Origin of the sequence: Acrocarpospora pleiomorpha (assembly GCF_009687885.1) — a bacterium.
Taxonomy (GTDB): domain Bacteria; phylum Actinomycetota; class Actinomycetes; order Streptosporangiales; family Streptosporangiaceae; genus Acrocarpospora; species Acrocarpospora pleiomorpha.
On sequence record NZ_BLAF01000046.1, the window covers coordinates 54,212 to 76,241 of the forward strand.

Genomic DNA, 22,030 nt, shown 5'->3' on the forward strand with positions numbered 1-22,030 from the left:
ACATCAGGGACTTCTCCGATCGAGGTAGGCGAGGAAGGTGTTCGCGGTGGCCGCGGAGATCACCCGGTCCCGCCACCAGCTGAGGTAGAAGCGCAGCGCCCGGCGCAGCCGCGGGTCGGCGCCGAGTCCGGCGACGAGGTCGCCCAGGAGCGGGATCAGTTCCGGATCGGTGTCGGCGTGTCGCGCCCACATGCCGAAGGATGGCCAGGCCCGGCCGCGCTGGTCGGCGAGCGCGTTCCGCCACAGCTGCGCGATCTCGGCCCGGACCCGGGCCTCACCCTCGACGAGCATGCCGAGCAGCAACGGCCGGTCCGGCTCGTGATCCAGGGTGGCCACGGCGAGGCGAAGCATGGCTTCGACGGCGGCCACGCGCAGGCCGGTGTTCCCGGCCCTGGTCCAGTCGGCCAGCTCCCGGACGATCTCGCGATGTACCCCGCTGAGCGCGAGTTCCGCCATCGCGCGGGCGGCCTGCGTGCGCAGGTCGGCGTGGGCGGTGCCGGCGATTCCGCGTAGGCCGGACAGCGTGTCGCCGATGTCCATGAGCCCGAGTGAGGTGGCGTAGGCGCGCACGGCCACCGACCGCTGCGGCAGGGTGCCGCGGGCCCACGTCCGCAGCCGCTTCCGCACCCGGGGGGCGGCGGACCTGGCCTCCAGGGCGGCGGTCTCCAGCGCCCACGCCGCCAGCCGGTGACCGGCCACGCGGTAGGCGCGCGCCCACGGCTGGATGAACTCCTCGTCGATCGCCGTGTAGTCGTAGCCGGCGAGCTTGCCGATGGCCTGCGCGGCCGCGATCCTGACCTGGGTGTCATCATCCTGGGTGAGATCGGACAGCCAGTCGATGAGCGGCCCGCGCACGGTCGGATGGTTGTGCCATGCCACGTCGAGGATCACCGGGACCAGTGCGGGCACGCGCAGCCGGATGCGGCGCTCGGCGCCCTCGTCCTGATGATCGTCCTTAACGTGGTCGTCCTCGGCGTGGGCGTACTCGAGCCAGCCGGACAGGGTCTCGTCGAACGCCGACCAGGTGGTTTCCGCGGACGCCGGGCTCTCCCGCTCGGCGTCGACCTTCTTGGCCAGCCGGAGCGCGGCAGCGGTGATCGTGACCATGGACTTGCCGTCCAGGACGGCCAGGGCCAGCAGGAAGCTCCGGCGGTAGATGGACTCCCTGGCCTGCGACCAGAGGTCCTTGTCGGCCGATACGGCCGGGCCGCCGGGAGCGAGCAGGCTCTGGGCGCGCTCGCGGAGCCGGAACGGCCGCTCGTCGCAGACCTCGTTGATCACCTCGTCCAGGTCCCGGCCCTGGCGCAGCCGTTTCAGAACCGACATGGCCAGCGCGTACGCCTCCCGCGGCCGGGTATCGCTGTCGAGCTCCTCCCGGATGCGCTGATGCTCCGCCAGCCGCCTGGCCTGCCGGTCGGCTTCGAAGCGGCCCTGGTCGCGCAGCCCGTACGCCAGGCAGCGCTCGAACACGCGGATCGCGTGCGGCGCGAGGTGGCTCACCACGTAGGTCGAGCGCTGGACGGGGGTGAGGTGGGCGCGCTCGTCCAGGAGCACCACGAAGACGCATTTGGCCTGGGTGGCCAGGTGGGTCAGGTGCTGGAAGACCGCCTGGTTCTTGCTCCTGGTCCAGTCGGCGTCGCCGGCGTCGATCAGGTAGCCGGTCTCGGCCTTCGCGTCGGCGAGGCGGAGCCGCCGGGGATCGGTGCCGCCGGGCAGGGTGACGACTTGGGGCCGGGTTCCGAACCGGGCCAGGGCCGCCCGGGCGAGCGTGGTGCGGCCCGAGCCCGGCGGCCCGGCCAGCCCGTAGACCCGGCCGGGTCGCATGGCCTCGACGAGGGTGGTGAGAGTGTCGGTGACGACGAGGTATTCCGGGTCGAGGCGGGCCAGCTCGTCCTCGGTCAGCGGGATCGGCTCGGGCCGCTGCTCCTGGGCGGTCGGGCCGAAGGTGATATCGCCGTCCGCGTGATAGATCCGCCCGCCCTGGGGGACGTTGAACTGGTTCTTGATCGCGGTGCCGTCGCCGAAAGCCGCCGCTCCGACGGATTCCGGATAAAGCCGGGACAGGCCTTCCAGGCGGAGCAGGCGTTCGCGGATCTCCTGCGCCAACTGCTCGTCCTGCCGCGAGGATTCGCCCTTCTCGGCCTCAAGCCGCGGCTCATCGGAGCCCCGCTTATCCGAGTCCGGCTTATCCGGCTCTGGCTTATCGGGATCCGGGTCCTTTGGGGGCGGGTCGATCTCGTTCATTACTCGTCCGCCTGCGTTTCGGTGACCTCCATGGAGCCTTCGCTGTAGTTGATCCGCGCGTGCGTTCCGGGCACGTTCCACTGGTTCCTGATGGCGGTGCCGTGCTCCCCGGTGGCGAGCACGTCCACCTTCTCGATCGTCGGCTGGATCGTCTCCGCGGTCTGCTCGGATTCGTTTTCGGTCATGGAACGCTCCTTTGGCTGATCGACCAGGGTGATGGTGGCGCCTTGGGTCTTGAGCTGACGGTTGAGGCGTCGGAGTTCCGGCGCGGCGACCAGGCCGAGGTCGGTCAGGCGGTCCTCGATCTGCTCGAACGCGCGGATAGCGTCACCGGCGCCACCGGTCCGGCTGAGTGATTGCATGTACAGGCCGGTGACGATGTCGTTCGGCACCGGTTCGCTGGAGAGCTGGGTGAGCGCGGGAAGCAGCGCCACGTGGTGGCCCATCTCGGTCCGGGCCTCCAGCCAGGCGATCAGGATGTTCTGGTAGCTCTGCTGGAGCGAGCCCCGGTAACCGGCCGCCCACAGACCAGTGAGACCCTCCAGCGGTTCACCCCCGCGCAGCCCTTGGGGGATCTCGCCCCACAGCCGCAGGGCTTGCTCGGCGATCCGGACGAACTCACCCTTGTCCTTGGCGGCCTGGGCCAGTTTCACCAGATCCTCGAACCGGTAGGCGTCAACCGCCACCTCGGGGCCGACGAGCAGGCGATACCCCTCCCGCTTGTGGTTGTCCGGGATCAGAGCCCCCGCGGCCGGATGCGCGACACGCAGCTTCGTGCGCAGCTTGTCCATATGGCTGTAGAACAACCCGATCGGATTGTCCGCCTTCCTTCGGCCTTCCTCGCTGAGCCGTTCCGTCAGCTGCGCGGCGGAGAGCGCGCCACCCCGGAGTTCGATCAGGGAAGCCAGCAGCAGCTGGGACTTGGGCGGCAGGTCAACCGGTTCGCCGCAGACGTGAACCTTGACCCGTCCGAGGAGCGAAACGTCAAGCAGGGGACTTTTGTTGAGGTCGGTCATACGAATCCACCATCCAAGGCGAGGTTTCCGCGAGCCTTTCGGCTAACCACGGCGTCGATGCTGGTGCCACGGCCGGAAGGACCGGCCGTGGAAGGGGAAACATCATGGAAAGCAAGGGCTGGCGCAAGAGCACCTTCAGCGGGTCCGTCGGCGAGTGCGTGGAGGTCGCGGTGCTGAACACGATCGCGGTTCGCGATTCGAAGAACCCGCAGGGAGAAGTCCTCTACTTCACGCCCGGCGAGTGGCGGGCGTTCTGCGCGGGGGTGCGGAACGGGCAGTTCGAGGTCCGCGAGGGAACCTTCGCCTGAGGGGTGAGAACGGGGGCCGCGACCAAGGGGTCGCGGCCCTTCTCGCGGGGGCGGGGCTGGCCCGAGCATGGCTAGCTCATCTCGTGGCGTACCTCGGTGGCGAGTTCGGTGAGGAACTCTCGTGCGGCATCGTCAAAGATCGCCATCTCGGTGAGCAGCGACCATTGCTTCTCGTACAGCGTGATATCGAAGTCGGGGATGGTGAGCTTGGCGTGGTTGGTCTCCACCTCCACGAAGGTTTCCGCAGTGTCGTCGTTGCCGCCGTACACCGGACCGTAGATGACGAACCCGTGCAGCGGCAGGACGGTCGGTCGGCGGTCATGCGGGATCAGCCCGATGGAGATGTTGTCCAGCGTGCTCACGGACGCGAGGCGGTCCCACTGCGCGAGCAGTTGGGCCGGTGAGCCCGGTCGCCAGCGCAGCGCCGCCTCGGTGATCAGGAAGTCGAAGCGCCGGTCGCCCTCGTAGAGGGCCTCCTGCCGGAACAGGCGGCTCGCCGTCGCGGCGGCCAGGTCCTCCTTCTCGTACGGCAGGACCGACAGCGCGAACACCGCGCGCGCGTACGCCGCCGTCTGGAGCAACCCAGGGATGACCGCGCTCTGGAAGTTTCGCACCAGGCGGACGGCGGACTCCCGCTCCTGGAAGTCGTCCTGCAGATGCGCTTTGCCCTGGAGCGCGGTGCGCCAGGCGTGGGTCTCGTAGACGGCGGCCTGGGTCAGGTCGGCCAGCCGTTCGCGGGTGTCCAGGGGCGCGTCGACGGCCTCCGCCCAGCGCTGGACTTCCGGCAGGGAGGGCATGGTCACCCCCGATTCGATACGCGACACCTTGGACTGGCTGATCTGAACCCGGTGGGCGAGCTCACGACCGGACAGGCCGGACAGGTCCCGGAGGCGGCGCAACGTGGCCGCGAGCCGCAAGCGGCGCGCTCGAGAATCGCTCCCCTCGCCTTCCGACACATCGGCCACGTCGCTGTCTCCCCATTACCATGCGCGCTGATTCAAACTGACCCAGGCTGAATCAGCCCCCGTGACACGCAGCAAATGTAGACACCTTATGGCATCCCGGGCTGCTTACTCGGAGGAGATGTGACTGATTCGATACGATTCGCGTTGATCTATTTGTGGGCGTAGCCGCCGCTTGCGTAAGCGGAGGTGGGGAGGAGGTTGAGGAAGGTTTCGGTGAGGCTTTCGTGGAATTTGATCTGGGTGTTCCAGGTGAGGGGGATGGCGCGGGCCAGGGTTCTGGCGTTGCGGGTGGCCAGGGCGGTGGGGGGGATGAGGGCCTGGGCGGGGGTGCGGCGGATGGCGTACAGGTCGGCGATGGGGTCGCCGTTGATGTGGCGGAAGGTGGCGTTGATGGTTTCTGTGCTGATGGGTGGGAGGACGGTGGCCAGGGAGAAGAGGCCGGAGGTGGCGCGGACGGATTCGGTGACGAGGGCGCGGGAATTGGCGTCGGGGGGCTGGTTGGTGGCGTCGACGACGGTGAGGAGCTGGCGGGCGGTGGTGTGGTCGGTGATCCGCCGGTAGAGGCGGGGGTCGATACCGAGCAGGTGGGCGATGTACCACCACGTCCGGTAGAGGTCGGAAATTTCGGCGGAAGTCAGGTCGTAGCCGAGGCGGGAGAGGCAGCCGTACGAGACGGGGAGGAAGTCGAGCCAGGTGCGGACCAGGTCGACCTGGCTGATGGGCGTGCCGAAGGCGGCGACGTCCCAGCCGTTGGCGAGGGTTCTGGCCCGCGCTTGGGCGTGCAGCATGCGGACCTGCAGCGTCGCGACGTAGCCACTGCCGCCGACGCGGAGCGCGCCCGGCTGCATGCAGCGGAGCAGCCAGTCGGTGGTCTCCAGGAGGCGGCGCTGGGTGCTCTTGATGAGCTCGCCCGTGCCGATCAGGACAGCGGCGATGGCGGGCGAGCTGTAGGTGTGCGTCAGGGCGCCGAGCGCCAGAGTGAGCGCGTGCGCGGGCAGCGGGATGGACATGAATGTCCGGGATCCACCCGTGTACGTCGAGGGGGTGACCCATGGGGGAATCGTCTCGTTGGCCCGGAGGAAGGCGGCGAGCGCGGGTGGCGGATCGGCGAGGGATTTCAGACCCTGCGCGATACCACTCTGGAGGAGCTTCTTACCGCCAGAACCGAGCAGCACGAGTTCCGCCACCACCGCGTCGGCGAGCGGATCGCCGACGTGCAGCATCTCACCGATGAAACGCTCGGACTGCTCGTCGCCTCGGTGGGTGGGCCAGGGGGCTGCCGCGTGGGCGGGCCAGCGGCCGAGGGTCGCAAGACCGAGCCCGGAGGTCGCGCCGAGGAACATCATGCGGCGTCGGGTGAGGGTGGTCGGCTGCATGAGAAAATCGAGCTCCCCGGATCGGTGGCTGTCAGCGCACCCGATATACCCCCATGATCGTCAACCGTTGATCTTCAGCGCGGCAAGACTTCCCGCCGCATGGAAGTGGCCCGCCCGGGGTTAGCCAGGCGGGCCGTCCCGGTTCGGATCGGCTTGCTGCAGGAAGGCGAGCCGGGTCCAGGCCGGGGGTTAGAGGGACCAGACCTGGAAGGTTGGTCCGTCGGCGGGGAGGGTGAGGGTTTCGGAGTCCAGGGTGGCGTGGGCTCCGCCGTAGACGTTGTGGGGGGTGTCGCGGGCGAGAGCGGCGGGCAGGTGGAGTGGGGTGTGAGGGGCGCGGGAGGCCAGGATCAGGAGGCGTTCTTCGGGGGATTCGCGTAGGTAGAGAAGGACGTCTGGGCCTGCGTGGAGCCAGCGGAGGCCGCCGGTGCGGAGGGCAGGGTGGGCTCGGCGTAGGGCGATGAGTTCGCGGTAGACGTCGTAGGTGGGTTCGGCGAAACGTACCGGGTCGTCCCAGGGCATCGGGACGCGGGCGTCTTCGCCGTTGGCGCCTTCTATGCCGATTTCGTCGCCCATGAACATCATGGGCGTACCCGGATAGGTGAACAGCAGTCCGGCGGCGACGGCGACCCGGTCGGCGGTGCCGAGGAAGGTGCGGATGCGTGGGCTGTCGTGCGAGCTGAGCAGGGTGACGTTGGCGTTGGTGGCCCACCACGGCACGCCGGCCGCGAACGCGCGCATCGTCTGGGCGGTCCGCTCGCCGGGCAGCGCCCGCAGCGGCAGCGGGATGCCGGGGATGATCGGCCCCCGCTGGTACGGCGTCAGCCACGACCACACCGGCTTGGCGAAACCGGCGTAATTCATGACGCCCTGCCAGCCGTCACCGGGCAGATCGGCCGTGTAGTCGTGAAAATGCTCCGCGAACAGGAACTTCTCCCCATCGACGACCCCGCGCAACGCCCGCGCGGCCTCGTGGTAGTGATCTTCCGCGCCCTGCCGCCCGGTCATGTTGGCGACGTCGATCCGCCACCCGTCCAGCCCGTACGGCTGCCGCAGCCACCGCGAAGCCACCGCCAGAACGCGCTCCCGCAATTCCGGCGAACTCCAGTTGAGCTTCGGCAGCGAAGGCACGTCGAACCAGGAGACGTACCCGCCGTCGCCGGTCAGGTAGTAGTACGACGCCTCCGGCGAGGACGGATCGGCCATCGCCCGCCGGAACCACTCGTGCGTGTCGCCGGAGTGGTTCGTCGTCAGGTCGCCGATGACCCGCATCCCCCGCTGATGCGCGGCGGCCGTGAGCGCGGCCAGCGCGGCGTCCCCACCCAGATGCGGATCAACCTGGTCGAACGAGGTCGCGTTGTATCGATGGTTGGACGCGGCCGGAAAGAACGGCGTCAGATAGACGACGTCCACCCCCAGCTTGACCAGATAGTCCAGCCGGTCCGCGATCCCGTAGAGGTCGCCGCCATAGAACTGGATCCCCGCCTGCGGCCCCCGGTCGATGACCTTGTCGTTCCACTGCGCGGGCAACGCCCACTCGGGCGCGGGCAGATCCACCTGCCCCGACCGAGCAAACCGATCCGGAAATATCTGATAAATCACCGCATCGTCCACCCAGGCGGGCGGGCCGCCGAACGTGGTCAACCGGAAGTCGGTGGCATCGGTCGGGTCATGGTCACTCAGCCCGCCCGCGTGCAGCCAGATGTGCCCGCCATCCCCCCGATCCAGCAGAAACCGGTAACGCGTGTCCGAGTTGTGCACCAGCAGGTCGGCGCGCCACCAGACCTCCAGCGCGTCCTGGTGATCGACGACCGCCTGCGCGTACCGCGGCTCGCCGTCGTAAACCGAGCGCGCGTAGACGGCTTCGACCGGATAGTCGTGCGGAAGGCGTACATAAACGGGAACGATGTCGCCGAGTGAAGGGCGTTGTTCCGGCACGTGCAGGGCCGAACCGTCATGGTGCGGCACGAGCGCGAGTTTCATCCCTTTACTGACCCCCTGAGAAGACCGGAAACGATGTAACGCTGCAGGAAACGGAAGAGCAGCACGCTGGGGATCGCCCCGATGAGCGCCCCGGCGGCGAAAACGCCCCAGTTGGCGGAGAGGCGTTCGGAGATGAGCCCGTAAAGGCCGACGGCGAGCGTGTGCTCCGACGGCGACTGCAGGATCACGCTGGCGACCAGGAACTCGTTGACGGTGTTGATGAACGCCAGCAGCCCGATGACGGCGAGCACGGGCGCGCCCAGCCGCAGGATGATGGTGAAGAACACCCGCGAATGGGTCGCGCCGTCCACTTTGGCGGCATCGTCCAGCTCACGCGGGATCGAGTCGAAGAACCCTTTGATCAGGAAGGTATTCACCCCCATCGCGCCACCCAGGTAGACCATGACAAGACCCCACTGGGTGCCCAGCCCGATACCAGGGAAAACGCCCTTGATCCGGGCCATCAACAGGAAGATCGCAACTGCCCCGAGCACCTGCGGAAACATCTGCACAAGCAGAAGTCCCAGCAATCCGAGCCGCCGCCCCCGGAACCGGAACCGCGAGAAGGCGTAGGCCGCACTGGCCGCGAGCAGCACGGTCAGCACCGCCGTAGCCCCCGCGATGATCATCGTGTTGGCGAACCACCGCGTATACGGCAAGGTCGAGGAGGTGAACAACTTCAGATAGTTGTCCAGCGACGCCCCATCGAACAACGTCGCCGAAGCCGTCAGCGTGCCACGCGGATTGAGCGACGCGCTGATCACGAAGACCAGCGGAAACAGCGCGAACGCCAGCATGAGGAACCCGACCAGGTGCCGCCATCCGGTGTCGGCCAGCCAGCGCCTCATGAGTACGTCTCCTCAAGCGAGCGCGTCCGCCGCAGCCCGAACGCCGAGATACCGGCCACGATAACGAAGATCATCGCGGACATCGCGGAGGCGAACCCCCACTCCCGCCCGGCCCCGCCAAACGCGATCTTGTACACCATCGAGATGAGCAGATCCGTGCTGCCCAGCGTGATCGGCGCCTCCGGCAGGTTGGGCCCGCCCCCGGTGACGAAGTAGATCACCGTGAAGTTGTTGAAGTTGAACGCGAACGCCGCCACCAGCAAGGGCGCCGTCGACACCAGCAACAACGGCAATGTGACCCGCCGGAAGTGCTGCCAGGCACTCGCACCGTCGATCTTCGCGGCCTCGTTGAGCTCAGAAGGAATCGCCTGCAACGCCCCAGTGCAGATCAGGAACATGTACGGGAACCCCAGCCACAGATTGACCAGCAGCACACTGCCCTTGGCAAGCCACGGATCATTCAGCCAGGGCACATCGGCCCCACCGAGCAACGTCTGGTTCACGAACCCAAACGTCTGATTGAGCATGCCCGTCCACACCAACGCGCTCAGGAACGACGGCACCGCATACGGCAACACCAGCAACGACCGATAAAGATTGCGCCCCTTCATCCCGGTCTTGTTCAACGCCAGCGCCAGCAGCAACCCGATCGCGAAGTTGAACAGCACCGACAGCGCCGCGAACACGAACGTCCAGATGAAGACCGAGACGAAAGGCCCGCGCAACCGCGTGTCGGTCAGCACCCGCGCGAAGTTGTCGAACCCGACGTTCTCCGTCCAGCCCGGCGTGAGGGTGGTCCCGTCGGCGGCCTCGTAATACCCCGAAGGGGAAGCCGTGTAGACCTTGCCGCTCTCCACATCGGTCAGCGTGTCGGCGGCCGGATCATGCCGCAGCGTCGGCCGGGCGAGGAACCCGGTGGCCCCATCCTGGGTGCGCAGCGCGCCCTGCGCGCCGAGCGGCACCCGCAGATCCAGGACCTCCTCCTGGCGCGTGGTCAGGTCGCGCAACTCCAGCGTGCGATACCCCGCCACGGCCGTGGCCTTACCGGTGGAATCCCGCGTGATCCCCTCGGTCACCTGCTCGCCGCCCAGGGTGACCTGGCCGGTCGGGTCGGTGGCCAGCAGCTCCAGCGTGCCATCGCTCCCGGTGACCACCGCGACCTTGTAGAGCGGGCTGTCCGGAACACGCTTCTCGGAGACCGCGAGAATGTGCTCGAGCGCGCGCGGTTTCTCCAGGTTGTGGCCGTCACCCACGTTGGTGAACGCCGCCGCCGCGGTGTGGAAGACGATGTAGACCTGGAAGACCAGCAGGAACAGCAAGCCCGGCACCAGGTACTTGCCCGCCTCGACCCGCTTGCTGAAGTACACGTAGTCGGCGACCGCGGTGGCGATCGCGACGAAGCCGAAGATTCCCCAGTCGCCGACGGCGAAGGCCGTCAGCAGGCCGTAGACGGCCAGGGCGTTGACGGCGCCGAGCAGCGTGATCTTGCCGATCAGCGCCGCGGTGGAGGTGGACCCGCCCTCGGCCAGACGCGGGCGGTGAACGCCGACGCGCTCACCGCCCTTGGTGGTCAATCCCACAAGATCAGCCGATCTTCGCGCGGATCTTCTCCGCGGCCTGCTTCATCAGCTTCTCCGGGTCGCCCTTGCCGAGCAGGATGTCGCGCTCGGCGTGGCCGTACTCGGTCCAGACCGCGTCCATGGCCGGGATGCTGGGGAGCGGCTGGCCGATGTCTCCGGCGGCCCCGAAACCGGCGATGATCGGGTCGCTCTTCACCTGGTCGTACACCGAGATCATGGCCGGGGGGCGCTTGCCGGTGTCGTAGAGCTCTTTCATGACCTCGGGGGTGCCGAGGTAGTTGACCACGAAGTCGTTGGCGACGAGCTTGTTCTTCGCGTTCGCGGAGATCATGAAGCCCTGCACGCCGACGAACGGCGCGGCCGGCTTGCCGCCCGCGGACGGGATCGGGTCGATCGCCAGGTCGATGCCCGCCTTCTGGGCGTCCTCCGTGCTCCACGGCCCAGTGATCATGTACGGCGACTTGCCGGTGTTGAACGCCTCCTTGGCGATGTCCAGCGTCAGGTCGGCGGAGAGCAGCTTCTTCTTGCTCCACGACTCCAGCGCCTTGGCGAACGCCAGGCCGCCCGCGTCGTCGATGGTCAGCTGGGCCGGGTCGTAGCTGCCGTCCGGCTTGGTGGCGAAAATGCCGCCACCGAAGGAGGTGTGCACCGGGTAGAAGTGGTACGGGTCACCTTCAGGCCCGACCTGCAGGCCCAGCGGCACGGTGGCCTTCTTCTCCTTGACCAGCTTGAGCGCGTTGTCCATCAGCGCGTTCCAGTCCTTGGGCGCCTCGGGCGCCAGGGCGGTGTTGCGGAACAGCGCGATGTTCTCGATCGCGTACGGCAGGCCGTAGAGCTGGCCGTCGTACGAGAGCGCCTTCAGGGCGACTTCCTTGAACTGGGAGGTCTTGTCGCCGAGCTGGATGGGCGCGACGGCGCCGTTGGTGACCAGCTTGCCCAGCCAGTCGTGCGCGCCGATGACGACGTCGGGGCCCTCGCCGGCCTGACCGGCGGTGACCAGGTTGTCGCGGATGTCGCCGAACTCCAGCTGCTGGACGGCGACCTGCACGCCCTTCTCGGTCGCGAACCTCTGCGCGATCTTCTGAATGATCGGCGAGCGGGTGTCGTCAGCCCAGATCACCAGGTCCGCCTGGGCCCGCTTCACCGGGCCGTCGGTGGGCTCGACGATCGTGGTGGCGCCCGGCGCCGGGCCGGAAGTGGTGGCCGCGGCCGAGGGCGCGGCGCTCTCGCCGCCTCCCCCACAACCGGCGGTGAGCAGGAGGGTGACACCCGCGGCCAACGTTGAGACCTTGCTCAAGCGCATGGTGGCTCCTAGGGGGGAATCAGGCGGCCTGAGCGCCGCCCTTCTTGCGAAATCAAGGCAACACTTGCGCTGCCGTCTTGCGAAAGCTAACCACGGATTTCGGCAAGTTTCTAGACAGTTACTGACATGTTGCAATCGGCTTGATACGGTCGCGCTCAGCCTGACCACCAGTCGGGTTGACCTAGCGTCAAGTGTTCTGGAGAACGCAGATGGCCGCCTTACGCAAGCTCGCCACGATCGCGGCGGGAGCGGTACTTCTCGCCCTGCTCCCGGCCCAGGCTCCCGCCCTGGCCGCCGGAGCCCCAATCGGACCATTGACCCCCAAAGACGTGGTGTACCAGATCATCACCGACCGGTTCTACGACGGTGACACGGGCAACAACAAGCCCGCCGGATTCGACCCCACCCTGTTCGACGACCCGGACGCCAACAACGTCGGCAACGGCAGCGACCTCAAGCTCTACCAGGGCGGGGACTGGGACGGCATCATCGCCAAGATCCCGTACCTCAAGAACATGGGCATCTCCGCCGTGTGGATCTCGGCGCCCTACCGCAACCGCGACACCGTCATCGAGGACCACAAGCCCGGCGGCGGCATGGACCGGTGGACCAGCTTCCACGGCTACCACGTGCGCAACTACTTCGCCACCAACAAACACTTCGGCACCCTGGCGGAGTTCCGGGCGCTGCGCGACGCGCTGCACGCCGAGGGCATCAAGCTGGTCATCGACTTCGTGACCAACCACACCAGCCGCTGGCAGAACCCCACCCTGGGCAACGCCGCCGAGGACGGCAAGCTCTACGAGCCGGACAAGGACGGCCTGGGCAACTACGTCTTCAACGCCGCCGGCGAGCCGATCGACAACAACGGTGACGGGATCGTCGAGAACCTGCTCGCCAACCCGCACGCCGACGTCAACGGCTGGTTCCACGGCCTCGGCGACCGCAGCGGCGACTCCAGCAGGTTCGGTTACCGGCACAAGGAGCTGGGCTCGCTCGCCGACTTCTCCCAGGAGAACGCGAACGTGGTCAAGCACCTGGAGAAGGCCGCGCTGTTCTGGAAGGCCGAAGGCGTGGACGGCTTCCGCCACGACGCCACCCTGCACATGAACCCCGCCTTCACCAAGGGCCTGAAGGACGCGATCGACTCCGCGCCGCAGGGCCCGATGGCGCACTTCGGCGAGTTCTTCATCGGCCGGCCCGACCCCAAATACGACGAGTACCGCACGTTCCCGGACCGCACCGGCGTCAACAACCTGGACTTCGAGTACTTCCGGGCCTCCACCAACGCCTTCGGCAACTTCTCCGAGACGATGGCGAACTTCGGCTCGATGCTGACCCAGACCAGCAACGACTACATCTACGAGAACCAGGCGGTGACGTTCCTGGACAACCACGACGTGACCCGGTTCCGTTTCATCCAGCCGAACGACAAGCCGTATCACGCGGCGCTGGCCACGCTGCTGACCGCGCGCGGCACGCCGAACATCTACTACGGAACCGAGCAGTACGTGAGCTCGGCGGACGCCAGTGACGTGGCCGGTCGCCAGTTCCTGCAGACGGCCGCTCCCGCGTTCAGCCAGACCACCACGGCGTACAAGGTGATCCAGGCGCTGGCGGCGTTGCGCAAGAGCAACGACGCGGTGGCCTACGGCGAGACGCAGATCCTGCACAGCACCAACGACGTGCTGGTCTTCAAGCGGCAGTTCTACGACAAGCAGGTCATCGTCTCGGTGAACCGGCAGCCGAACACGGCGTTCACCGTGCCCGCGCTGGCGACCACGATCCCGGCCGGGACCTACACCGACCAGCTGACCGGCCTGCTCGGCGGCGCGTCCACCACGGTCGCGGGCGGGCAGCTCCCGAGCTTCTCGCTGTCCGGCGGCGAGGTGAACGTCTGGTCCTACAACCCGTCGCTGGGCACCACGATCCCGCGCATCGGCGATGTCGTCTCCACCTCCGGGCGCGCCGGGAACACCGTCTACATCTACGGCACTGGCCTGGGCGGCGCGGTCACCGTCAAGTTCGGCACGGTCACCGCCACGGTAACGTCGAACTCCGACGGCCAGATCACCACCACCGTGCCGGCGGGCGCGGTCGCCGGGGTGCAGAACATCACCGTGACCAAGGGCGCCAACGTCAGCAACACCTTCCGCTACGAGGTGCTGTCCGGCAACCAGGTCCAGGTCATCTTCAAGATCAATACCACCACGGTCCCCGGGGAGAACATCCACGTCGTCGGCAACATCCCGGAGCTGGGCTCGTGGGACGCCGCCAAGTCGACCGAGGCCATGCACAACCCGAACTATCCGGAGTGGTTCCTGCCGGTGTCGGTGCCCGCCGGGACGACGATCCAGTTCAAGTTCCTGAAGAAGAACGGCGGATCGACGGTCTGGGAGGGCGGTTCGAACCGGAGTTTCGCCGTGCCGGCCGACACGCAGGGGTCGACGGACACGACCGTCTACACCTGGCAGCCATGAAAGCCCTTATGAATTCCTGCTGCAAGGACTGTTAGACTTTCAGCATGAAAGTGACCTTGACGGAAGTCGCCGCTCGCGCCGGTGTCAGCGAGGCCACTGTCAGCCGGGTTCTGAACGCCAAGTCAGGCGTGGCGGAGGACACCCGGGACCTGGTCTTGGCCGCTGTCGAAGCACTCGGCTACGAGCGCCCGTTCAAGCCCGAGGCCCCGCGCAAAAGCGCGGGGCTGGTGGGCTTGGTGGTGCCTGAACTGGAAAATCCCATCTTCCCATCGTTCGCCCAGGTGATCGGCACGCTGCTGGCGCAGCAGCGGTACACGCCGGTGCTGTGCACCCAGACCCCGGGCGGCGTGAGCGAGGATGAGTACGTTGAAATGTTGTTGGAACACAACACCGCGGGCATCATCTTCGTTTCCGGCATGCACGCCGACACGCACGCCGACCCGTCCCGCTACCGGCGGCTGGTCGACCGCGGGCTGCCGATCGTGCTGATCAACGGGTTCCTGCCAGGGCTCGACGTGCTGTCCATCTCGGTGGACGAGAAGTCGGCCATGTATCTGGCGGTCGAGCACCTGGCCTCGCTGGGGCACGTCCGGATCGGCATGGCCATCGGGCCCGAGCGGTATGTGCCGGTGATCAGGAAGGTGGCCGGGTTCCTGGAGGCCGCGAAAGCCACCCTCAGTCTGGATTTGTCGGACATGGTGGAGCACACCACGTTCACCGTCGAGGGTGGGCAGGTCGCCGCGTCCCGGCTCATCGACCGGGGGGCGACGGCGATCATCTGCGGGTCGGACATCATGGCTTTCGGTGCCGTACGGGCGGTGCGGGGCCTGGGATTGAGCGTGCCGCACGACGTGTCGGTGGTCGGCTTCGACGACTCGTCGGTGACCGTGTTCTCCGATCCTCCGCTGACGACGCTCCGGCAGCCGGTTCAGGCCATGGGCACGGCGGCGGTCCGGGGTCTGATCGACGAGATCCATGCGCTCTCGCCGCCCCGGGGGGAGTTCGTGTTCCGTACCGAGCTGCTGGCGCGCTCCTCGACCGGGCCCGCGCCGTCGTCATCCTGAGTGTTCGCCGTGGCCCTGCCAGGGGCGAGCCAGGGCGGCGAGCGCCAGGACCGCGCAGGTGAGGGCCACCAGCATGATGATCGCCATGGGGGTGGCGCTGGTCTCGCCGAACACCCCCACGATGGGGGCGGCGATCGCGCCGAGCAGGAACTGGCCGCCGCCGAGCAGGGCGGACGCGCTTCCGGCCGAGTGGCCGGCCACGCCCTGGCCGATGGTCATGATGGCGGGGAAGGCGGTGCCCATGCCCGCGATGGTGAGGATCAGGCAGGTCCAGGTCACGGCCACGTTGCCGCCGGTGGCGAGGTTGATGGCGACGTGCGCGAGGGTCGCGGTGAAGGACACGGCGAGGGCGGTCATCAGCAGGGTGTTCAGGCGGACCCGGCGGGATAACGCGCCGAACAGGGCTGCCGAGGCGGTCATGCAGATGGCGTTGACGGCGAAGACGACGCCGTAGCCGAGGGGGCTCATGCCGTACACGATCTGGAAGACGAACGACGAACCGGACACGTAGGCGAAGAGGGCGGCGGCGGCGCAGGACAGGGCGATGGCGTAGCCGACGAAGAAGCGGTTGCGCAGCAGGCCGGCCATGGCGCGGAAGGCGACCCGGAGGCCGCCGGGGTTGCGGCGGTCCGGGGGTAGCGATTCGGGCACGCGCCACCAGACCGTGGCGCACTGGGCGAAGCCAAACAGGGCGAGGACCAGGAAGACGGCCTGCCAGGGGGCGCCGAGCAGGATCAGGGCGCCGAGGAGCGGCGCGAGCACGGGGGCGACGCCGGTGATGATGGCCAGGGTGGAGAAGTAGCGGGCGACGCTCGGGCCGCGATACCAGTCCACGATCACGGCGCGGGCCAGCACGGCGCCGCACGCGCCTGCCGCGCCTTGCAGAAATCTTGCGGTGACCAGGAACTGCACGGTCGGGGCGAGGGCGCAGAGCAGCGAGAAGAGGCCGAACAGCGCGGTGCCGCCGAGCAGCAGGCCGCGCCGGCCGAGGGTGTCGCTGATCGGGCCGAGCAGGAACTGACCGAGGACGAGGCCGGCCAGGAAGGCGGTCATCGACAGTTGCACGCCTGAGCTGGTGGTTTCCAGGGTGCGGACCATGTCGGGGAAGGCCGGGACGTACATGTCGATGGCGAGCGGAGCGGCTGCCGTGAGGGAGGCGAGGGAGGGCAGGAGGGACACGGGACGGGGTGGCGCGAGGGACACGTCTCTAAAGGGTAATGAACCCCATCAGAGTCACCCAGCTCAGGGGGCTATTAGCGCACAGAGCATTGACACTTATGCGCGTCTCGTGTGAACCTTCGGGCGGAAGAAATCATAAGTCGGTTGATCAAGAACCATTAGGTGCGGCGGCGCGCTCCTCTTCAAATCAAGGAGTGGCGTATGTTGATGCCCCAACGACCGATTTCTACCTTATTTCGCGCCTTATTATCACTCGTCCTATTAGCGGCCGGGCTTGCCCTGCTGCCGAGCAGCGCGTCGGCGGCGCCGCTCACGCGGGTGCTGGTCTTCTCCAAGACCGCCGGGTTCCGGCACTCGTCCATCCCCAACGGCATCACCGCCATCCAGCAGCTCGGCGCGGCCAACGGCTTCACCGTGGTGGCCACCGAGGACGCGAACGCGTTCACCACCGCCAACCTGGCCCAGTACCAGGCCGTGATCTGGCTCTCCACCACCGGTGACGTGCTCAACGCCACCCAGCAGACGGCGTTCCAGTCTTACATCGCCGCCGGTGGCGGCTATGTGGGGGTGCACGCGGCCGCCGACACCGAATACGACTGGGCCTGGTACGGCGGGCTGGTCGGCGCCTACTTCCAGTCCCACCCGGCCACCCAGCAGGCCACCATCAAGGTCGAGGACCGGGCCAATCCGTCCACCTCGCACCTGGCGCCGACGTGGACGCGGACCGACGAGTGGTACAACTACCGGACCAACCCGCGCTCGGCGGTCCGGGTCCTGGCCAGCCTGAACGAGTCGTCGTATTCAGGCGGGTCGATGGGCGACCATCCGATTACCTGGTGCCAGGACTATCAGGGCGGGCGTTCCTGGTACACCGGGCTCGGTCACACCGAGGAGAGCTACGCGGACGCGAACTTCCGCACGATGCTGCTCGGGGGTATCCGGGTGGCGGCCAAGGCGGTTCCGGCGGACTGCCGTCCTGAGGTCGGGTACACCCCGCTCTTCGACGGAAGCTCGTTCAGCCAGTGGCGGATGGCGGGTCCCGGCGGATTCACCCTGGCCAATGGCACGCTGACCTCGTTCGGAGGCATGGGGCTGCTCTGGTATCCGGTGTCCACTTTCAGCAACTACTCGCTCAAGGTCGACTGGATGATGCCGGGTGACGACAACGGCGGCGTCTTCATCGGCTTCCCCGATCCGGGCAACGACCCGTGGGGTCCGGTGAACGCCGGTCATGAGATTCAGATCGATGCCACGGACGCGGATCCGAGCAGGACCACGGGCAGCGTGTACAGCTTCAAGGCGCCGGACACGGCCGCGAGGGCTGCGGCGCTCAATCCGCCGGGGCAGTGGAACGCGTACGAGATCGGGGTGCACGGGCAGCGGGTGGAGATCTGGCTGAACGGCGTCAAGATCAACGATTACATGAGCACGCGGAACATCGCCAATGGCTACATCGGCGTGCAGAACGACGGTGATGGTGCGGATATCAACTACCGCAATATCCGGATAAAGGGGGATGGCGGGCAGCCGCAGCCGGGTGCCGACGTCGCGCAGGGCAAGCCGACGACCGCGTCCAGTGTGGAGAGCGGGAGCGCGCATGTGGCCGCGAACGCGACCGATGGCAACTCGGGCACCCGGTGGGGTAGCGCGTATGCCGATCCGCAGTGGATTCAGGTGGATCTCGGTCAGAGTTACAACATCACTAGGGTCCGGCTGAACTGGGAGGCGGCGTTCGGTCGCGCGTACCAGATCCAGACCTCGCCGAATGGCACCACCTGGACGAACATCTACTCGACGACCACCGGCGACGGCGGCGTGGACGACGTCAACGTGACCGGAACCGGGCGATATGTCCGGATAAATGGCACTCAGAGGGCGTTGACGGCTTATGGCTACTCGCTCTGGGATCTGAATGTGTTCGGGACGCCGGGCAGCAACCCCGGGCCGACCCTGCTGTCCCGGAACAAGCCTGTCACCGTCTCCAGCGTCGAGAGCGGCAGTGCGCACGTCGGCGCCAACGCGGTGGACGGCAACACGGCCACCCGCTGGGGCAGCGCCTACGCCGACCCGCAGTGGATCTACGTGGATCTCGGTCAGAGCTACTCGATCAGCCGGGTCCGGCTCAGCTGGGAGGCGGCCTACGGTCGCGCGTACCAGATCCAGACCTCACCGAATGGCACCACCTGGACGAACATCTACTCCACGACCACCGGCGACGGCGGCGTGGACGACGTCAACGTGACCGGAACCGGGCGATATATCCGAATAAATGGCACTCAGCGGGCTCTCACCCAGTATGGCTACTCCCTCTGGGAATTCGACGTCTACGGCTCCTGACACCCCCCTACATTCTCTGGAGTTCTCGTGTTCGGTTCCGCGCGCCTGCGTCGCGCTCTCTCCGCGCTCCTGTTACCCGTCCTGGCCGGTACGGCACTGGCCGCACCCCCAGCCGCGGCGGCCCCACCCCCGACCAGCGGCTTCGAGAAAGTCAAGCTGGATGGCGGACTCTCCATGGGCGAGCCGATCGAGCTGTCCGTGCTCCCCGACGGCAAGGTCCTCTACATCAACCGCGGCACCTCCGCCGGCGGCGGCCAGGTCCGCCTCTACAACCCGGCCACCCAGACCACCACGGTCGCGCTGACCGTTCAGCTGGACGCCCGCTTCGAGGACGGCCTGATCGGCATCACCTTGCACCCCCAGTTCGCCACAAACCGCTGGGTGTTCCTGTTCTACTCCCCCAAAGTGACACCGCTGGTCAACCGCATCTCCCGATTCACCTTCAACCCGGCCACCAACGTCCTCGACCCCGCCAGCGAGGACATGATCATCGAATGGCCGACCGAGCGCGACCTATGCTGCCACTCGGCCGGGTCGATGACCTGGGACACCAACGGCAATCTATATTTCGCGGTGGGCGACAACACCAACTCCGGCGGCGACTCGGCGGGCATGGCGCCGATCGACGAGCGGACCAGCCGCAACCCGCAGTACGACGCGCAGCGCACGTCGGGCAACACCAACGACCTGCGCGGCAAGATCAACCGCATCCACCCGGAGAACAACGGCACCTACACGATCCCGGCGGGCAACCTGTTCCCGCAGGGGACGGCGCAGACAAAGCCGGAGATCTACATCATGGGGGTGCGAAACCCTTATCGGGTGTGGGTCGACAAGAAGGCCAACAACACCCTGTACTGGGGCGAGGTCGGGCCCGACGCCGGGGCGACGATCCCGAACCGGGGTCCGGCGGCCTACGACGAGTTCAACCGGGCGACCGGGCCAGGCAACTACGGCTGGCCGTACTGCGGCGGGCCGAACGTGGCCTACAACGACTGGGACTTCGCGGCCAACGCGCCGCGCGGCTGGTTCCCGTGCGGGGGGACCACCGGTCCGGTGAACAACTCGCCGCGCAACACCGGGCAGCAGCAGCTGCCGCCCACCAAGCCGGCGCTGGTGTGGGAGCAGCACGGCGGCAGCGTGCAGTGGCCGGCCCTGGACAACCCGGGCGGCTGCGGCTCGCCGAACCACACCGAGGTCTACCACTACGACCCCACCCTGGTGTCGGACGTGAAATGGCCGCAGTACTACGACAACAAGTGGCTGATCTCCGAGTACTGCCGTAATTGGATCAAGGAGGTCCAGTTCGACAACGGCAACCCGTCGACCGGGAACCCGACCATCATCGAGCCGGTGCTGGCGGGCATGAACCTGGTGCACCCGATCGACATGGAGTTCGGTCCTGACGGCTCGCTCTACCTGCTGGAGTACGGCAGCGGCTATTTCTCGGGCGCGGCCGACGCCGGACTCTACAAGATCAACTATGTCCAGGGCGGCAGGTCGCCGATCGCGCAGGCCACCTCCAACGTCAACAACGGGCTGGCGCCGCTGGCGGTCACCTTCTCCAGCGCGGGCAGCTCCGACCCCGACGGCGAGCCCATCACGTACGCGTGGGACTTCGACAACAACGGCACCACCGATTCGACGGCCGCCAACCCGTCGTTCACGTACACCACCGTGGGTGACAAGCGGGCGAGGTTGACCGTGCGGGATCCCGGCGGCCGTACCGGCACGGTGGTGCTCCCGATCGTGGTGGGCAACAACCGGCCGGTCGTGACGCTCAACGGCATCCCCGCGGGCGGCATGTACAGCTGGAGCGAGAACCTCAACCTCACCGCCGGCGCCACCGACGCCCAGGACGGCACCATCGCCTGCGGTTCCGTCATCATCCGGGCCGCCCTCGGCCATCAGGAACACGCCCACGAGGAGGGTGAGGGCACCGGCTGCGGCTCCTCGTTCAACACCGGCCCGATCCACGCCGGTCTGGACGCGGTGCAGTTCTTCGTCCTGCGCGGCAGCTACACCGACCGCGGCGCGACCGGCACGGTCCCGCTGACCGGCGAGCGGGAGATCACCGTCTGGCCCAAGCAGTGGCAGGCCGAGCACTACGTCACGCTCAACGGCCCCCGCGTCGTCGACCAGGCCGCCGCCGAGGGCGGCAAACGCCTCGGCGACATCCAGAACGGCGAGTGGGTACGGCACCACGCCGTCAGCCTCAAGGGCATCACCAGCGTCAAGGCCCGGGTGAGCTCCGCCAACGCGGGCGGCACCCTGTCATTCCGGTACGACTTACCCACCGGCCCCGAAGTCGCCAGGCTCACCATCGGCAACACCGGCGGCTGGGACAACTACACCGAGGTCACCGGTGCTGTCACCAAGCCCGACGACAACACCCACGACCTGTACCTGGTGTTCAACGGCACCGGCACGCTCTACGACGTGGACAGCTACACCTTCATCGGCCCCGGCGTGAGCGTCCCCGGCACCGGCAACCCCGGCACGGACCTCGCCCAGGGCAAGCCGGTCACGGCCTCCAGCACCGAAGCCGGCGCCAACGTGGCCGCCAACGCGGTAGACGGCAACTCCGCCACCCGGTGGAGCAGCCTTTACGCCGACCCGCAATGGATCCAGGTGGACCTGGGCGCGTCGTACGCGATCAACCGGGTGCGCCTCAACTGGGAAGCCGCCTACGGTCGCGCCTACCAGGTCCAGACCTCCCCCAACGGCACAACCTGGACAAACATCTTCTCCACCACAACCGGCGACGGCGGCGTCGACGACCTGACCGTCTCCGGCACCGGCCGCTATATCCGGGTGAACGGCACCCAACGCGCCCTCACCCAGTATGGCTACTCCCTCTGGGACCTGAACGTCTACGGCACCCCCGCCGGCGGCGGCTCCTCACTCCTCTCCCAGGGCCGCCCGGTAACGGTCTCCAGCACAGAAGCGGGCGCCAACGTGGCCGCCAACGCGGTCGACGGCAACACGGCCACCCGCTGGAGCAGCCTCTACGCCGACCCGCAATGGATCTACGTAGACCTGGGCAGCACGCGGAACATCAACCGCGTCCGCCTCACCTGGGAAGCTGCCTACGGCCGCGCCTACCAAATCCAAACCTCCCCCAACGCCACCACCTGGACCGACATCTACACCACCACAACCAGCGACGGCGCCACCGACGACCTAACCGTCTCCGGCACCGGCCGCTACGTCCGGGTAAACGGCACCCAACGCGCCCTCACCCAATACGGCTACTCCCTCTGGGAATTCGAGGTCTACGGCACCTAATCCACCCCCCTAGCCTCCACGGCGTCGGCCATCCCCCCAAGCCCGACGCCGTGGAGGCCCCT

General features: G+C 67.6%; 14 protein-coding genes. 5 read left to right on the forward strand and 9 right to left on the reverse strand.

Annotation, left to right across the window (positions count from 1 at the left end):
• Positions 1 to 3 precede the first annotated feature (3 nt).
• Together Aple_RS33735 and Aple_RS33740 are read right to left on the reverse strand one after the other, a co-directional pair.
• A complete protein-coding gene (locus Aple_RS33735) occupies positions 4 to 2,244 on the reverse strand; it encodes a hypothetical protein (RefSeq protein WP_155348780.1) in 2,241 nt (746 codons plus the stop codon).
• Entirely contained in the window at positions 2,244 to 3,260 is a 1,017-nt protein-coding gene (locus Aple_RS33740) for an AfsR/SARP family transcriptional regulator (protein ID WP_155348781.1), read from the reverse strand. Before Aple_RS33740 ends, Aple_RS33735 begins: the two co-directional genes overlap by 1 nt.
• 104 nt (positions 3,261 to 3,364) lie before the next feature.
• On the opposite strand from Aple_RS33740, the gene Aple_RS33745 reads away from it, so the two are divergent.
• Positions 3,365 to 3,568 carry a DUF397 domain-containing protein gene (locus Aple_RS33745; RefSeq protein ID WP_155348782.1) on the forward strand — a complete coding sequence of 68 codons (204 nt, stop codon included), beginning with the start codon at positions 3,365 to 3,367 and terminating at the stop codon, positions 3,566 to 3,568.
• A gap of 71 nt (positions 3,569 to 3,639) precedes the next feature.
• Here the strand turns inward: Aple_RS33745 and Aple_RS33750 are convergent, their stop codons facing one another.
• The 6 genes from Aple_RS33750 to Aple_RS33775 all read right to left on the reverse strand — a co-directional run bounded on the left by Aple_RS33750 (position 3,640) and on the right by Aple_RS33775 (position 11,620).
• Positions 3,640 to 4,533, reverse strand: a complete 894-nt coding sequence (locus Aple_RS33750) for a helix-turn-helix domain-containing protein (RefSeq protein ID WP_155348783.1) — start codon at positions 4,531 to 4,533, stop codon at positions 3,640 to 3,642.
• A 149-nt stretch (positions 4,534 to 4,682) separates the two neighbouring features.
• Positions 4,683 to 5,909 (reverse strand): oxygenase MpaB family protein, encoded by a 1,227-nt coding sequence (locus Aple_RS33755; protein ID WP_155348784.1) that lies wholly within the window; start codon positions 5,907 to 5,909, stop codon positions 4,683 to 4,685.
• Between the two features lie 189 nt (positions 5,910 to 6,098).
• Positions 6,099 to 7,889 carry a glycoside hydrolase family 13 protein gene (locus Aple_RS33760; RefSeq protein WP_155348785.1) on the reverse strand — a complete coding sequence of 597 codons (1,791 nt, stop codon included), beginning with the start codon at positions 7,887 to 7,889 and terminating at the stop codon, positions 6,099 to 6,101.
• Positions 7,886 to 8,737 carry a sugar ABC transporter permease gene (locus Aple_RS33765; protein WP_155348786.1) on the reverse strand — a complete coding sequence of 284 codons (852 nt, stop codon included), beginning with the start codon at positions 8,735 to 8,737 and terminating at the stop codon, positions 7,886 to 7,888. The genes Aple_RS33760 and Aple_RS33765 overlap by 4 nt, the downstream gene beginning before the upstream one ends.
• Positions 8,734 to 10,317: an ABC transporter permease subunit gene (locus tag Aple_RS33770; RefSeq protein WP_155348787.1), complete on the reverse strand. Its 1,584-nt coding sequence runs from the start codon at positions 10,315 to 10,317 to the stop codon at positions 8,734 to 8,736. Before Aple_RS33770 ends, Aple_RS33765 begins: the two co-directional genes overlap by 4 nt.
• A 4-nt stretch (positions 10,318 to 10,321) precedes the next feature.
• The gene (locus tag Aple_RS33775; RefSeq protein ID WP_155348788.1) at positions 10,322 to 11,620 is read right to left on the reverse strand and encodes a sugar ABC transporter substrate-binding protein; all 1,299 of its coding nucleotides are present in this window, start codon (positions 11,618 to 11,620) and stop codon (positions 10,322 to 10,324) included.
• 209 nt (positions 11,621 to 11,829) lie between these two features.
• Here Aple_RS33775 and Aple_RS33780 point away from each other — a divergent pair, with 209 nt between their 5' ends.
• Both Aple_RS33780 and Aple_RS33785 read left to right on the forward strand, forming a co-directional pair.
• Positions 11,830 to 14,100 (forward strand): alpha-amylase family glycosyl hydrolase, encoded by a 2,271-nt coding sequence (locus tag Aple_RS33780; protein ID WP_155348789.1) that lies wholly within the window; start codon positions 11,830 to 11,832, stop codon positions 14,098 to 14,100.
• Positions 14,101 to 14,144: 44 nt separating this feature from the next.
• On the forward strand, positions 14,145 to 15,164 hold the full coding sequence (locus Aple_RS33785; RefSeq protein ID WP_155348790.1) for a LacI family DNA-binding transcriptional regulator: 1,020 nt from the start codon (positions 14,145 to 14,147) through the stop codon (positions 15,162 to 15,164).
• Here the strand turns inward: Aple_RS33785 and Aple_RS33790 are convergent.
• A complete protein-coding gene (locus tag Aple_RS33790) occupies positions 15,156 to 16,367 on the reverse strand; it encodes a Bcr/CflA family efflux MFS transporter (protein ID WP_218038625.1) in 1,212 nt (403 codons plus the stop codon). The genes Aple_RS33785 and Aple_RS33790 overlap by 9 nt on opposite strands.
• 183 nt (positions 16,368 to 16,550) lie before the next feature.
• Here Aple_RS33790 and Aple_RS33795 point away from each other — a divergent pair, with 183 nt between their 5' ends.
• Complete coding sequence (locus Aple_RS33795) at positions 16,551 to 18,680, forward strand: ThuA domain-containing protein (protein ID WP_155348791.1); 2,130 nt, start codon at positions 16,551 to 16,553, stop codon at positions 18,678 to 18,680.
• A 27-nt stretch (positions 18,681 to 18,707) separates the two neighbouring features.
• Positions 18,708 to 21,968, forward strand: coding sequence for a galactose-binding domain-containing protein (locus Aple_RS33800; RefSeq protein WP_155348792.1), 3,261 nt, complete (start codon positions 18,708 to 18,710; stop codon positions 21,966 to 21,968).
• The last annotated feature ends 62 nt before the right edge of the window (positions 21,969 to 22,030 follow it).

Excerpts from the sequence above, each read along its gene's own strand:
- Aple_RS33740 (WP_155348781.1), bottom strand. The coding sequence starts at position 3,260 with ATGACCGACCTCAACAAAAGTCCCCTGCTTGACGTTTCGCTCCTCGGA.
- Aple_RS33755 (WP_155348784.1), bottom strand. The coding sequence starts at position 5,909 with ATGCAGCCGACCACCCTCACCCGACGCCGCATGATGTTCCTCGGCGCG.
- Aple_RS33735 (WP_155348780.1), bottom strand. The coding sequence starts at position 2,244 with ATGAACGAGATCGACCCGCCCCCAAAGGACCCGGATCCCGATAAGCCA.
- Aple_RS33760 (WP_155348785.1), bottom strand. The coding sequence starts at position 7,889 with ATGAAACTCGCGCTCGTGCCGCACCATGACGGTTCGGCCCTGCACGTG.
- Aple_RS33780 (WP_155348789.1), top strand. The coding sequence starts at position 11,830 with ATGGCCGCCTTACGCAAGCTCGCCACGATCGCGGCGGGAGCGGTACTT.
- Aple_RS33775 (WP_155348788.1), bottom strand. The coding sequence starts at position 11,620 with ATGCGCTTGAGCAAGGTCTCAACGTTGGCCGCGGGTGTCACCCTCCTG.
- Aple_RS33785 (WP_155348790.1), top strand. The coding sequence starts at position 14,145 with ATGAAAGTGACCTTGACGGAAGTCGCCGCTCGCGCCGGTGTCAGCGAG.
- Aple_RS33765 (WP_155348786.1), bottom strand. The coding sequence starts at position 8,737 with ATGAGGCGCTGGCTGGCCGACACCGGATGGCGGCACCTGGTCGGGTTC.
- Aple_RS33795 (WP_155348791.1), top strand. The coding sequence starts at position 16,551 with ATGCCCCAACGACCGATTTCTACCTTATTTCGCGCCTTATTATCACTC.
- Aple_RS33745 (WP_155348782.1), top strand. The coding sequence starts at position 3,365 with ATGGAAAGCAAGGGCTGGCGCAAGAGCACCTTCAGCGGGTCCGTCGGC.